The sequence below is a fragment of the uncultured Winogradskyella sp. genome (genome assembly GCF_963975125.1).
In the GTDB taxonomy this organism is placed as follows: Bacteria; Bacteroidota; Bacteroidia; order Flavobacteriales; family Flavobacteriaceae; genus Winogradskyella.
On the sequence record NZ_CAXBGB010000024.1, the window covers coordinates 20,816 to 34,294 of the forward strand.

The 13,479-nt window shown below is 34.0% G+C and carries 14 protein-coding genes; 3 read left to right on the forward strand and 11 right to left on the reverse strand.

Features of this window, described 5'->3' with window-relative positions; genetic code table 11:
• Positions 1-30 precede the first annotated feature (30 nt).
• The 8 genes from AAC053_RS05285 to AAC053_RS05320 form a co-directional block, all read right to left on the reverse strand.
• The gene (locus AAC053_RS05285; protein WP_339753729.1) at positions 31-1,269 is read right to left on the reverse strand and encodes a cysteine desulfurase; all 1,239 of its coding nucleotides are present in this window, start codon (positions 1,267-1,269) and stop codon (positions 31-33) included.
• On the reverse strand, positions 1,270-2,583 hold the full coding sequence (gene sufD, locus AAC053_RS05290; RefSeq protein WP_339753732.1) for a Fe-S cluster assembly protein SufD: 1,314 nt from the start codon (positions 2,581-2,583) through the stop codon (positions 1,270-1,272).
• A 127-nt stretch (positions 2,584-2,710) separates the two neighbouring features.
• Positions 2,711-3,463 (reverse strand): Fe-S cluster assembly ATPase SufC, encoded by a 753-nt coding sequence (sufC, locus tag AAC053_RS05295; RefSeq protein ID WP_339753733.1) that lies wholly within the window; start codon positions 3,461-3,463, stop codon positions 2,711-2,713.
• A gap of 4 nt (positions 3,464-3,467) precedes the next feature.
• Positions 3,468-3,875, reverse strand: a complete 408-nt coding sequence (locus AAC053_RS05300) for a hypothetical protein (RefSeq protein ID WP_339753735.1) — start codon at positions 3,873-3,875, stop codon at positions 3,468-3,470.
• A gap of 12 nt (positions 3,876-3,887) precedes the next feature.
• Positions 3,888-5,336 carry a Fe-S cluster assembly protein SufB gene (gene sufB / locus AAC053_RS05305; protein ID WP_339753739.1) on the reverse strand — a complete coding sequence of 483 codons (1,449 nt, stop codon included), beginning with the start codon at positions 5,334-5,336 and terminating at the stop codon, positions 3,888-3,890.
• A gap of 14 nt (positions 5,337-5,350) precedes the next feature.
• The gene (locus tag AAC053_RS05310) at positions 5,351-5,680 is read right to left on the reverse strand and encodes an iron-sulfur cluster assembly accessory protein (protein ID WP_339753741.1); all 330 of its coding nucleotides are present in this window, start codon (positions 5,678-5,680) and stop codon (positions 5,351-5,353) included.
• 147 nt (positions 5,681-5,827) lie between these two features.
• Positions 5,828-6,067: a hypothetical protein gene (locus AAC053_RS05315; protein ID WP_339753744.1), complete on the reverse strand. Its 240-nt coding sequence runs from the start codon at positions 6,065-6,067 to the stop codon at positions 5,828-5,830.
• Between the two features lie 535 nt (positions 6,068-6,602).
• Positions 6,603-8,045, reverse strand: coding sequence for a choice-of-anchor B family protein (locus AAC053_RS05320; protein WP_339753746.1), 1,443 nt, complete (start codon positions 8,043-8,045; stop codon positions 6,603-6,605).
• Between the two features lie 109 nt (positions 8,046-8,154).
• On the opposite strand from AAC053_RS05320, the gene thiL reads away from it, so the two are divergent.
• Complete coding sequence (gene thiL / locus AAC053_RS05325; RefSeq protein WP_339753748.1) at positions 8,155-9,201, forward strand: thiamine-phosphate kinase; 1,047 nt, start codon at positions 8,155-8,157, stop codon at positions 9,199-9,201.
• Here the strand turns inward: thiL and AAC053_RS05330 are convergent.
• From AAC053_RS05330 to AAC053_RS05340, 3 genes are all read right to left on the reverse strand, one after another.
• Entirely contained in the window at positions 9,191-9,421 is a 231-nt protein-coding gene (locus tag AAC053_RS05330; RefSeq protein ID WP_339753750.1) for a hypothetical protein, read from the reverse strand. The two genes, thiL and AAC053_RS05330, sit on opposite strands and share 11 nt — an antisense overlap.
• 81 nt (positions 9,422-9,502) lie before the next feature.
• A complete protein-coding gene (locus tag AAC053_RS05335) occupies positions 9,503-9,745 on the reverse strand; it encodes a hypothetical protein (RefSeq protein WP_339753753.1) in 243 nt (80 codons plus the stop codon).
• Between the two features lie 70 nt (positions 9,746-9,815).
• Complete coding sequence (locus AAC053_RS05340; RefSeq protein WP_339753756.1) at positions 9,816-10,601, reverse strand: alpha/beta hydrolase; 786 nt, start codon at positions 10,599-10,601, stop codon at positions 9,816-9,818.
• A gap of 200 nt (positions 10,602-10,801) precedes the next feature.
• Between AAC053_RS05340 and AAC053_RS05345 the strand changes: the two genes are divergently transcribed.
• Positions 10,802-12,352, forward strand: coding sequence for a serine hydrolase (locus tag AAC053_RS05345; protein ID WP_339753758.1), 1,551 nt, complete (start codon positions 10,802-10,804; stop codon positions 12,350-12,352).
• On the forward strand, positions 12,353-13,479 hold a 1,127-nt coding region (locus AAC053_RS05350; protein ID WP_339753759.1), incomplete at its 3' end, for a branched-chain amino acid transport system II carrier protein. It lies immediately after the preceding gene.

Here is a 13,479-nt window from a genome sequence, read left to right on the forward strand (position 1 = left end):
TATTGTAAGTTACACTTTTGATGCCAAAGTCTAAGACAGCATCATAATTGCTTTTTTAAGAGCAGTAATAAAAACATCAATTTCTTCTTTGGTATTGTAAAACATAAAGGAAGCTCTTATGGTTCCTGGAATTTTAAAATAATCCATAATTGGTTGTGCGCAATGGTGACCAGTACGAACTGCAATTCCCATTTTATCTAAAATGGTTCCGATATCATAAGGGTGAATAGTACCAACATTAAAAGAAATTACAGACGTTTTTTCTTTTGCTGTGCCATATATTTTTAGACCTTCAATGTTTTGAAGTCGTTCTGTAGCATAGTCTAAAAGTTCATTTTCGTATTTTGCAATGTTATCAAAGCCAATACCATTCATATAGTCTAGTGCTGCACCAAAAGCAATGCCACCAGAAATATTGGGTGTGCCTGCCTCAAACTTATGTGGTAAATCTGCATACGTAGTTTTTTCGAAAGAGACTTCAGCAATCATTTCGCCCCCTCCTTGATAAGGCGGTAACTTCTTAAGCCATTCTTCTTTACCGTAAAGCATTCCGACACCAGTTGGCCCACATATTTTGTGTGCTGAACATACATAGAAATCTACATCTAAAGCTTGAACATCTGGTTTTATATGCGGACACGATTGTGCTCCATCTACCAAAACCGCCGCGCCAACTTTGTGAGCTTCAGTAATAATATATTCTATAGGATTTATAGTGCCTAAGGCATTAGAAATATGATTAACAAAAACTAATTTTGTTTTATCATTTAAAAGCGAATTAAATTCTGAAAGCACTAACTCGCCATTTTGATTCATCGGAATTACTTTTAAAATAGCTCCTGTGCGTTCACATAGCATTTGCCATGGTACAATATTACTATGATGCTCTAATGCCGAAACTATAATTTCATCTCCTTTTTTTAATAATGAAGAAAAACCATTAGCGACTAAATTAATGCCATGCGTTGTACCAGAAGTGTAAATAATTTCGTGAGAATGTTTTGCGTTAAAATGGTTTTGGATTTTAATACGAGCTTCTTCATAAGCATCTGTAGCTTCTTGGCTTAAACTATGGACTCCTCTATGAATATTAGCATTGTAATTTGTGTAATAATCTACAATAGTATCAATGACTTGCTGAGGTGTTTGTGATGTTGCCGCATTGTCAAAATAGATAAGTGGTTTACCATTTACTTTTCGTTGAAGTATTGGAAAATCTTTTCTTATGGCTTCTACATTAAAATCGATATGATTTTGTGCAACACTCATTTACAAATCAAACCCAATATTTACACCTAACTTATTAGCGATAATCTTAGTAATTCTATTTTTCATTTCCGGGATTTTCACTGAATCTAATACGTTGTTACTAAATGCAAACATTAATAAAGCGCGTGCTTCTTTTTCTGGTATTCCACGAGAACGCAAGTAAAACATGGCACTGTCATCTAACTGACCAATAGTACAACCATGAGAACATTTTACATCATCTGCAAAAATCTCGAGTTGAGGTTTGGTATTGATGCTAGCTTTATCGCTAATTAGAATATTGTTATTAGATTGAAACGCATTTGTTTTTTGCGCTTCTTTTTCAACCACAACTTTTCCATTAAATACACCTGTTGAACTATCATCAAAAATGCCTTTGTAATCTTGATGACTTTCACAATTTGGTTCTATATGATGTACTAATGTGTTATGATCAACATGCTGTTTATTTCCAATAATAGTAATGCCTTTCATTGTAGAATCTATACGTTCACCATTTTGATAAAAGTTGAGGTTGTTCCTAATTAATTTTCCTCCAAAAGAAAAAGTATGCACTTTGGCATGACTTTCTTGTTTTTGATTTACAAAGGTGTTGTCTATTAATGAGGCACTTTCTTTATCATTCTGAATTTTATAATAATCCACAATAGCACGTTTATTAGCAAATATCTCAGTGACGCTATTCGTTAAAACAGGATTATCAGTTAAACTCTGATGACGCTCAATGATTTGAACATGAGAATTCTCATCTACGACCACTAGGTTACGTGGTTGCAACATTAATGCAGCTTCATTTCCGGTAGAGAAATGTATAACCTGAATAGGTTTTTCAACCAGTTTATTCTTTGGAATATGGATATAAGCACCTTCAGCAGAAAATGCCGTGTTTAATGATGAAAGTCCATTCTTAGGAGCGATTTTATTGAAATAATTCTCAATAATTAATTGGTATTTGGGCTTGTTTAAAGCTGCGGACATTAGACAAACGTCTATACCATCATGTGTGGTTTGTGATAAGTGTGAAGAATACTTACCATCAATAAAAATGATTTTATAAGAATCAATTTCATGAATAAAATATTTTTTAACGTCCTTAAATTCTAATGCGTTTTCATGCTTCGGAAAAACACTATAATCATGTTTTAAAACCGAATTTAACGATGTGTATTTCCAATCTTCTTCTCGCCTTGTCGGAAACCCTTCAGTTTCAAAAGTCTTGATAGCTTCTGTTCTTATATCATGAACAGGCGAATCTACATCTAATGTATTTTCGAAAGCCATGAATGAGGACACTAATTTTTCTTTTAAACTCATACTTTTCAGTTTTCAGATATATTATTGCGATAAAATCTGCTTACTGCTTATATTTTAACAGAAGCTAATGCGTTTGAGTATTCAGTTGTAAGCTTGCTTACTGAGACTAAATACTGTGAACTATAATTTAAGCGCCAACTTCTTCTTTAATCCAATCGTACCCTTTAGCTTCTAACTCGTGTGCTAATTCTTTACCTCCAGATTTTACAATTTTACCATTGTGCAAAACGTGCACAAAATCTGGCACAATATAATCTAATAGGCGTTGGTAATGCGTTATAACGATAACCGCATTGTCTTTAGATTTTAGTTTATTAACTCCATTAGCTACAATACGAAGTGCGTCGATATCTAAACCAGAATCGGTTTCATCTAAAATGGCCAATTTAGGCTCTAACATTGCCATTTGAAAAATCTCATTTCGCTTCTTTTCTCCACCAGAAAAACCTTCGTTTAATGAACGTGATAAGAACTTACGATCTATCTCTAGCATCTCCGATTTTTCACGAATTAATTTCAGCATTTCTTTAGCTGGCATGTCTTCTAAACCTTTTGCCTTACGTGTTTCATTAATTGCAGTTTTCATAAAGTTAGTGACGCTAACTCCAGGAATTTCTACAGGATATTGAAAAGATAAAAACACACCTTTATGTGCGCGCTCTTCTGCAGCTAATTCTTCAATGTCTTCATCGTCTAGTAAAATTGTACCTTCGGTAACTTCATATTCTTCTTTACCAGCAATAACAGATGCTAATGTGCTTTTTCCAGAACCGTTTGGTCCCATAATAGCATGCACTTCACCAGCTTTTACCTCTAGGTTAATTCCTTTTAAAATGCCTTTATCTTCTATACTTGCATGTAAGTTATTTATCTTTAACATAGTCTTAATTTCCTAGTTTTATAACGTCATTATTATTTGGGCCAGGTGCTTCCACGTTTAATACTTCTTTTATTTCTACTCTGTGTTGCCAACCTTCTTCCCCTTCAGCTTTTTCAAACTTTCTTACTCTAACAGTGATTGGTACCATGTCGGTAGCTTCTTTTTTAAATGCTTTTACTTGCTTCTCTAAAAGATGCAGGTTTTCATCTATAACCACGCCATAAATTTCATTTGATGTTTGAAAAACGGCGGCATTATCATAATACACAAAATCGCCCTTCATAGTTACAAGGCCATCACTTTCATCGTATGATTTTGAACGATTTTCTTCTAAGTTTACTTCTGGTTTTGTTTCGTTTTTGCAAGCGAATAAAATCAAAGTTAGGATGATAATAAAGTTAATTTTTTTCATTTTTAAAGTAATTTATCCGACAGAACCTTCTAGGCTAATTTCTAATAATTTTTGAGCTTCTACAGCAAACTCCATAGGTAACTTATTCAGTACTTCTTTACTAAAACCATTTACAATTAAGGCAATGGCTTTTTCTGTATCAATTCCACGCTGGTTACAATAGAAAATCTGGTCTTCTCCAATTTTACTCGTTGTTGCTTCGTGTTCTATTTGTGCTGATTTATTTTTTGCTTCAATATAAGGGAATGTGTGTGCGCCACATTCATTTCCCATTAGTAGGCTGTCGCACTGCGAAAAGTTACGCGCATTATCTGCACGAGAGTTAATTTGAACTAATCCTCTGTAAGAATTTTGAGATTTTCCTGCAGAAATTCCTTTAGAAATAATAGTTGACTTCGTATTCTTTCCTAAGTGAATCATTTTTGTACCAGTATCTGCTTGCTGGTAATTGTTGGTTACTGCAATAGAATAAAATTCACCAACGGAATTATCTCCTTTTAAAATACAACTTGGATATTTCCATGTCACAGCAGAACCTGTTTCAACTTGAGTCCAAGAGATTTTTGCATTTTTCTCGCAAAGGCCTCTTTTGGTTACAAAATTGTAAACACCTCCTTTACCTTCAGCATTTCCTGGATACCAGTTTTGTACTGTTGAATATTTTATTTCAGCATCATCCATAGCAATTAACTCTACAACTGCTGCGTGTAATTGATTTTCGTCTCTACTTGGTGCTGTACAACCTTCTAAATAACTTACGTAACTACCTTCATCTGCAATAAGTAAGGTGCGTTCAAATTGCCCAGTTCCTCCTTGGTTAATTCTAAAATAGGTTGATAATTCCATAGGACACCTCACTCCTTTTGGAATATAACAGAAGGATCCATCACTAAACACTGCAGAATTTAAAGCCGCATAGAAATTGTCTTTTGTTGGTACTATTGTACCAATATATTTTCTCACAAGCTCTGGATGCTCTTTTATGGCTTCAGAAATACTCATGAAAATAATACCTTTTTCGGATAAAGTCTTTTTGAAAGTCGTTGCAACAGAAACTGAATCTACAACAATATCCATTGCTACATTATTCATTTTCTTCTGCTCATCTACTGAAATCCCTAACTTTTTATACATGGCTAAAAGATCGGGATCTACATCGTCTAATGTTTTATTAGGATCTACTGCAACTGGCGCAGAATAATAAGCAATAGATTGAAAATCTGGTTTTTTGTAATTAACATTTGCCCAGTCTGGCTCAGTCATTTCTTTCCAAATTTTAAAGGCTTCAAGTCTCCATTCCGTCATCCATTCTGGCTCTTCTTTTTTCTTAGAAATAGCTCTAACAATATCCTCATTTAAACCGATAGGAAAAGTTTCAGATTCAATATCTGTAAAAAAACCATATTCGTATTCTTTGGTTTTTAATTCTTCCCTTAGATCGTCTTCAGTATATTTTGACATGTTTGTTTTAATTTTTAAAGTGAAAAAGATTCACCACAACCGCAAGTGCGGTTGGCATTTGGATTGTTAAAAACGAAACCTGTTCCGTTTAACCCACCAGAATATTCTAATGTAGTACCAATTAGGTATAAAAAACTTTTTTTGTCCACGATGATTTTTACACCATTATCTTCAAAAACTTTATCTTCTTCGGCTTGTGAAATGTCAAATTTTAAATCATAAGATAGACCAGAGCAACCACCACTTTTTACGCCAACTCTAACATAATCTGTCGTTGGGTTAAAGCCATCGTCAGTCATTAACTCTACGACTTTCTTTTTAGCTGTTTCAGAAACTTTTATCATATTCTTATATAGATTAACTCTAAATAGAGTGCAAAGATACAATATAAGTCTCTTTTTACCATACAACCTAACATTATATTAGGATATGATTTCATAGAGTTTGGCTATGGAAAATAAGTTTAATAGATGAGTTAGCTAAATAATTAATTAATAGCTAAATGAAGGCTTTGAAATACTTAGGTTTAAATGAAATAATTGCCTTAAAGCCGATTGAATATTTTTGTTTGCAATACAAGATTCTTCAAAATTACCTTTACTATCTGTATGTACCACAACATTGCAATGAGAACAGGTGAGTTTTGTTGTACAATCCGAGTTGGTTTTTGATTTTATATAATTATGGCCAAACACTGCACAAGGCAATGCATTGTTAATTGTAGGTTTCATGTTTCAGATAATTTAGGGGAATTCAATCTACCTAAAAAAGCACAAAATAAAGTTTAAATACGTTATTTTTCGATGAAATACATGGTTTTAGCAAATTAATCCTACAAAAAATTAATTTTAAAACTCAAGATTTGCTATAAATGATGGTCTGTTAGTGTAAATGAAAAGGCTTAAAATTAGACGTATTCTAATCTGATAATTGCACGCCTACTTAATCTATTTGTTTCAATAAATGATCGATAGTTGAAGAATTTTGAAGTCCCTCAATTTGATAATTTATTACGCCATTTAATAATTAATAATGAAAACTTTCATCTTGTTTTTAGAAACACTATCCATACTTTGTATAACGTCTAAAACAGCATAACTACCATCTATATTTACCATTATTGATTGATCGCTTGTTCTATTTTGGTCTTAACTATGCTAACGTTTCCCTTTACCAATTAAGTCAGAAAACTAATCATCATTATTGCAATTTAGTAGTGCTAATAGTAAAATAGCAAATAGGTATGTAGAATTTTTAAATCACATTTTAGTTAGAAGGTTTAACCACAAGCATACCTCCTTCTATATCGCTAACAATAATATTTCCACTTGCAAAAAATGGATATATGTTCCAAGCGCCATGAAAACTCGTACTGTTGTCTGGTATGTATGTGTCAAAAGAACCAGATTCTACCATAGTTCCAGAAGCGATATTAGAAATATCAACGGCTCTAAGCCCAGCTGAATAGTTTGCGATATAAAATGTATTTCCAACCACATAACCATTATGATCGATAGCTCCTGTTGGTCCGAGATAATCCATGTGAAAAACGGGATTATCTAAATCTGTAAAATCAAAAACGATGGTTCTTGAGTTGACACCAAAATTAATTTCATCAACTTCATCACCCAATAAGAAGTACTCCATGTTTTCTGTAAACCAGCCTTGGTGTGTATAACTAATGTTGCTATAACCTATAGTTGAAATTTGAATGGGAGTATTCTTATCTGTAACATCTACAATAACCACCTCATTTTCGTTACTTCCAATTAATATTTCTTTACCTGTGTGGTCAGCGTCTGGACCATTATAGGTCACCACTTGTGCATCGTGTGAATATGCGTCATCCGAATACCCTCCTGCAGCAACAGGGTTTGTAGGGTTTTGAATATTCACAAAGTGAGGGCCACCACTAAATGTATCTGAACCAACAGCGTAAGCAAATCCACTAGTTTCATTGATGATAATATTATGAGCACTTCCAAATCCGTTGTACATACCATCAGCTGTAAATGTAACTGGTGGGTTTTGGACATCTCGCAATCTGGTTAAATCAAAAATTTGCATGCCATGTCCAGGTGCTTCACTAACAATAAAGGCGTAATTATTATAGGTTTTAATATCTCTCCATAAACTATTTACAGTTGCGGTTGGCAGCCTTCCTAAAAAGATAGGATTCGATGGGTCTGATAAATCTACAAATGCAGCACTTGTAGTGGTACCAATTAAGGCGTATTCTTTTCCGGTTTCAGTATCTGTCCAGCCCCAAGAATCATTCCCTTCTGCTCCAGAACCTCCTAATTCTTCGACAGGAATCTCACTCATTAGATCAAAACCATCGCAAGGGTATCCATTAGCAAAGCCATTTACACATGGGTATTGAGGTAGAATAATACTGTCATCACATACATCACCTAGCCCATCATTATCAGCATCTTCTTGATCTGTATTTGCGATTAAAGGACAGTTATCGTTTTCGTCTAGGATTCCATCGTTATCATCATCATTATCACAAGCATCTCCTTCACCATCATTATCAGAATCTAATTGATCTGTGTTTGCGACTTCAACGCAATTATCAAATGCATTACTAATAGTATCACCATCTATATCTGTATTAGGTTGCTCAACAGAATCGCTTGAACAATTAAAAGTGACAAAAAATGATATGCAAATGAGAAGCAATTTACTTAGGGCATTAAACTTCATAAGCTTTTTTTTAGCAATTTACAGTAATTTTTATTTCTGTGATTAAATCCTGTTATAATTAACGTAGATATTACCTTTGTATTTAATAAAAGCATAATATGTTTGCAACATGATAGAAGATAAAAACCCACAACGTACTCCGTTGAGCGAATTAGGTGAGTTTAAATTAATTGAACATTTAACTCAGCACTTTAAAGTGACTCAAAAATCTACAATTAAAAGTATTGGAGATGATGCTGCAGTATTAAATTATGGTAAGAAACAGATTGTTGTTTCTACAGATTTGTTGGTTGAAGGAGTGCATTTTGATTTGAGCTATGTGCCGCTTAAGCACTTAGGTTACAAAGCTATAGTTGTTAACTTATCTGATGTTTATGCAATGAATGCAATGGCTACTCAGGTTACTGTTTCTATTGCTGTGTCTAATCGTTTTCCTTTGGAAGCTTTGGAAGAATTATATGCTGGTATTGAAACCGCCGCAAAATTGTATAATGTAGATGTCGTTGGAGGTGATACAACGTCATCAACTTCGGGATTAATAATTTCAGTAACTGCAATCGGTGAAGTTGAAAAAGGGGATGAAGTATTACGATCTGGAGCAAAACCTAATGATTTATTAGTAGTTACGGGTGATATAGGTGGTGCTTTTATGGGATTGCAAGTTTTAGAACGTGAAAAAGAAGTTTTTAAAGTGAATCCTAATAATCAACCCGACTTGTCTATGTACACATACATTGTAGAGCGTCAGTTAAAACCTGAAGCTCGTAAAGATATTGTTGAATTGTTGAAGGAGCTTAATGTAAAGCCAACAAGTATGATTGATATTAGTGATGGGTTATCTTCAGAAGTTATTCATTTATGCAAACAAAGTAAAGTTGGAGTAGATATTTATGAAGATAAAATTCCGCTAGATCCTCAAGTGATTTCTACATGCGAGGAATTTAATATAGACAGTACGACAATTGCTTTAAGTGGAGGTGAGGATTATGAATTATTGATGACAATTTCTCAAGAAGACTTTCCCAAGATTAAAGGAAACCCAAATCTTACGGTTATTGGGTATATGACAAGTGAAGATAAAGGTATGCATTTAGTAACAAGGGGAGAAACTAAAATTCCGATAATTGCAAAAGGGTGGAATGCACTTAAGAATTAAGAAGAAAAAGCTTTTGACCTTTTTCTAATCGTCTTGTGTGAACACGATTTAATACAGAATTAATTTCTTTGAATTTTGGTGTTAATGGAATGAATTTTCCGTTTCCATCAATAGTCATTTCAGACTTGCAATTCTTACACTTGTATTCTTTAACGTGGTAAGTCACAACTTTAGACACTCTATAATCGTGACCAAATAGTGAGCAGTATACATTTTTCATTTTTGAATAGTCGTCTTAATGGATTAAAATCTCTAGGGATTTTAAATATAAGAAATAGAGTTGTTAACAGGTTATTAACAATTAATAAATCGACGAACTGATTGTTTTTTGCTGTAAACGCATCATTCTACTCTTGTATAAACGTTCCAATGCTTGATTTATGTCTTGATATTTTGGAGTTAATTCCGTTAGTTTACCATTACTGTTTGTAGTGAGTTGTTTATTGCAGCATTTGCAAGTATACTCTTTAACATGCTTTGTTACGCTTTTTGTTACCTTATAATTATGGCCAAAAAAGTCGCAATAGAGTTTAGTAGGAGTCATGGTAGATTTGTTTTATATTGTCTTTTTTACTTGGGATGATAAACTTATAAAAAAAAACCAAAAAAAACGTTTAAGAGGTGTATTTTTCGTTGAAATGATTTATTACGTAAGATAATTCTGATTTATTTTCAATATGACTCATATGTCCTTCTGATAATTCTTTAAAATTGACGTCTGTATTTTTGATTTGGTTGACGATTTTTTCAATATCCATAAGTGAATCTTTTTTTCCAAGTATAATGAGTTTATTTGCTTTTAGATTTTTAAAGACTTCAAATCGGTTTGGTCTAAGCTTCATTCCCTCCTGTGCAGCAATATAACCTTGTACTGATGTTTGCAATGCAATAAGTAGGACTTCTTCATAATTTTGTCTGTATTTTTCTCTACTTTCAGCTGCAAAAAGATTTGCAAAAGATAGTCGTACTAAACTTTCATAATTAGTTTGTGCCATTTTAATGGCGCGTGTTCTTAATGTTTTCCTTTCATTATTGTCAGCTTCAAAGGTTGAATTCATTAAACATAACCCTTTAAAAAGTTGAGGCTCTTTTTTAGCCATAGCTAAAGCTACATAGCCACCCAAAGAATGTCCTATGATTTGAGCTTGTTTAATTTTTAAGTGATTTAAAATCGCAAAAACCGCATCAGCCATGTTTTCCATAGTATGCACATATCCTAAACAACCCGTTTTACCATGGCCTAACAAATCGATACAAATGACGTGATGGGTTTTAGATAATTCGGGAACAAGCGTATGCCACATATCAACCGTTTCAAGAAAGCCATGAAGTAAAACTACCGCTTCACCTTTACCTTCAACAGTATAGTGAACAATACTATTTTTATATTCTAAAAGCATAGTGCAAAGATAAATTTTGAAAATAGTTCTACCTATAATCATCACTAACATTTAGTATATTTACCTTTTAGGCAAACAAGTAAAATTTGTCAATTTGAGTGAATTTCAACTCAAGGCATTGATTGAAATTAGTATCAAATAGTTCTCGATATAATTTTTTATAAAAATCACTCGAACTGACGTATAAATTATAATTCAGCATGACTTTAAAACGATTAGTTACTTTATTAATATTCATTAGTGCCATTTCTATAAATGCTCAAATTGAAGAAAAACAGCTCGACAACTTAATAGAAGAAACCTTAACCACTTTTGATGTTCCTGGTATTTCCGTTGGCATTTTAAAAGACGGAAAAGTGGTGTATGCTAAAGGTCATGGTGTACGCTCATTGACCAATAAAAAAGACATGAACGACAACACTTTGGTTGGTGTCGCTTCTAATAGTAAAGGGTTTACCTGTTTTGCTCTAGCCATGATGATTGACGAAAACAAACTCTGTTGGGACGATCCTGTACGAAAACACATTCCAGAATTTCAACTTCAAGACGCTTGGGTAACCGAACATTTTACGGTTAGAGATTTGGTAACTCATAGAAGCGGAATGGGATTAGGTGCTGGTGATTTAATGTTTTTTCCAGAAGGGAATAGTTTTGATGTGGATGATGTCATTAATAATGTCAAATATTTAGAGCCAGAAACCTCGTTTAGAAGCAAATTCGCCTACAATAATAACATGTTTATTATCGCTGGTGAAGTTTTAAAACGGGTCAGTGGTTTGTCTTGGGAAGATTTTATAGAAACCAAGATTATGAAACCCGTAGGAATGACAAACTCTAAAGCGTCCTATAATAGAGTAACCGATAAATCAAATATTATCGAAGCGCATACAAGAGCAGAAGGTAAGGTGATTCAGATTCCGCACGACTGGAGTGAAACTGCAAATGCGGCAGGAGGTATTGTGAGTAATGTGCACGATATGATGACTTGGGCCAAGTTTTTAATGAATGATGCAGTGACTGAAAGCGGAGAGCGTTTGTTAAGCAAAGCTGAGTTTCATGAGCTGTGGCAATTACAAACACCATTAAAAGTAAGGGCTAATGATTGGTACGATTCTAACTTTAAAGGTTATGGATTAGGTTGGTTTTTAACCGATGTAAAAGGTGGACACAAACAAGTGTATCATACAGGTGGCTTATTAGGAACCGTAACGCAGTTTACTATGATTCCAGATTTAGATTTAGCAATTGTCGTCTTAACCAACCAAATGAATGGTTCGGCATTTAATACCATTACCAATACCATTAAAGATTCCTATTTAGGTTATGAGAACAGAAATTGGTTAGAAAAATATGGAGCTCGAAATTCAGATTATCTCAAATATAACGACAGTATAAAAGCTGAGGTGTATACTCAAGTTGCTAAAATGAAGGGTAACACCACGCTTCCTAAACCAGAGCAAATTTTTGGCACATACACTGATGATTGGTTTGGAGACGTCATCATCTCAAATAGAAAAGGTAATTACTCGATTATGTGTGAGCGTTCACCAAGATTATTCGGCGAGTTATTACCTTACAATGCCACAACTTTTGTGGCCAAATGGAATGATAGAAGTTTTGATGCTGATGTCTTTGTACAATTCACATTCAACGAAAAAGGTGAAGCGGTTTCTGCAACCATGAAATACATTGCTCCAATCACTGACTTCAGTTTCGATTTTCACGATTTAGAACTTAAAAAGACCAACTAAGTGAACATACAACGTAAAGAGCTTTTAGTCACAAGTTTTGCCTTGTTCTCGCTTTTTTTTGGAGCAGGAAACTTGTTATTACCACCATTATTAGGTTATAATGCAGGTGAAAACTGGTTTTGGGTTACAGTAGGTTTTATGATTACTGCTGTAGTCATTCCTATTATCGGAATTTTAGCACATGCTAGACTGCAAGGGACTTTGTATGATTTTGGTAAAAAAGTATCACCAACCTTTAGTCTAATTTATTGTATTATTATTTACGTGATTGCTGTGGCTATTCCGTCGCCAAGAACAGCAGCTGCTACTCACGAAATTGCAATTCATCCAGCCTTTGGTACAAGTCCATTATTAACCAGTGCCATTTACTTTGCACTCGTTTTGGTGTTTGTACTGAACCGTTCAAAAATCTTGAATCTCATCGGGAAGTTTTTAACGCCTTTTATTGTGATTATGCTTTTGGCTGTGATTGGGATTGGCTTATCATCTTCTGAATTTACAACAGGAATTTCAACTTTTGAAACACCAATTGTCACTGGAATTTTAGAAGGTTACCAAACCTTTGACGCTATTGGAGCAGTCGTTGTTGGTGCTGTGATTATTGTATCCTTGAATTTTAAAAACATGAAGGTGAGTCAGTTTGAATCTAAACGCAAACTCATACGACAATCCGGATTTATTGCAGGTACAGGTTTATTTATCATCTACGCTGGACTCATTTCTGTGGGAGCCTATTATGGTTCTGAAATCGAAGTCAACTCAGAATTAAGTAGTGATATGCAACGCGCTAATTTACTACGAGGCATTAGTATTGCATCTTTAGGTGAATTTGGGAATACCGTTTTAAGCGTACTTATTTCCTTGGCATGTTTTACAACAGCCATCGGAATTGTAGCAGGTACAGCCGATTACTTTAGAGGACTGTTTCATAAATCGCAAACCGTTTATGTGGTTACAGCCATCATCGCTTGTATTGCAGGTATTGGTGTTGGGCAACTCGATTTTAACTCCATTATTGTTATTGCGTATCCGATTTTATTATTCATTTATCCAATTACTATTGTTTTAATTATTCTTAATGTAATGCCAGAACGTATCGCAACACCATTGGTGTTTAGAGCTGTTGT

What these genes read in the sequence shown, in the direction of transcription:
- AAC053_RS05285 (WP_339753729.1), bottom strand. Translation starts at nt 1,269, where the DNA reads ATGAGTGTTGCACAAAATCATATCGATTTTAATGTAGAAGCCATAAGA.
- sufD (WP_339753732.1), bottom strand. Translation starts at nt 2,583, where the DNA reads ATGAGTTTAAAAGAAAAATTAGTGTCCTCATTCATGGCTTTCGAAAAT.
- sufC (WP_339753733.1), bottom strand. Translation starts at nt 3,463, where the DNA reads ATGTTAAAGATAAATAACTTACATGCAAGTATAGAAGATAAAGGCATT.
- AAC053_RS05300 (WP_339753735.1), bottom strand. Translation starts at nt 3,875, where the DNA reads ATGAAAAAAATTAACTTTATTATCATCCTAACTTTGATTTTATTCGCT.
- sufB (WP_339753739.1), bottom strand. Translation starts at nt 5,336, where the DNA reads ATGTCAAAATATACTGAAGACGATCTAAGGGAAGAATTAAAAACCAAA.
- AAC053_RS05310 (WP_339753741.1), bottom strand. Translation starts at nt 5,680, where the DNA reads ATGATAAAAGTTTCTGAAACAGCTAAAAAGAAAGTCGTAGAGTTAATG.
- AAC053_RS05315 (WP_339753744.1), bottom strand. Translation starts at nt 6,067, where the DNA reads ATGAAACCTACAATTAACAATGCATTGCCTTGTGCAGTGTTTGGCCAT.
- AAC053_RS05320 (WP_339753746.1), bottom strand. Translation starts at nt 8,045, where the DNA reads ATGAAGTTTAATGCCCTAAGTAAATTGCTTCTCATTTGCATATCATTT.
- thiL (WP_339753748.1), top strand. Translation starts at nt 8,155, where the DNA reads ATGATAGAAGATAAAAACCCACAACGTACTCCGTTGAGCGAATTAGGT.
- AAC053_RS05330 (WP_339753750.1), bottom strand. Translation starts at nt 9,421, where the DNA reads ATGAAAAATGTATACTGCTCACTATTTGGTCACGATTATAGAGTGTCT.
- AAC053_RS05335 (WP_339753753.1), bottom strand. Translation starts at nt 9,745, where the DNA reads ATGACTCCTACTAAACTCTATTGCGACTTTTTTGGCCATAATTATAAG.
- AAC053_RS05340 (WP_339753756.1), bottom strand. Translation starts at nt 10,601, where the DNA reads ATGCTTTTAGAATATAAAAATAGTATTGTTCACTATACTGTTGAAGGT.
- AAC053_RS05345 (WP_339753758.1), top strand. Translation starts at nt 10,802, where the DNA reads ATGACTTTAAAACGATTAGTTACTTTATTAATATTCATTAGTGCCATT.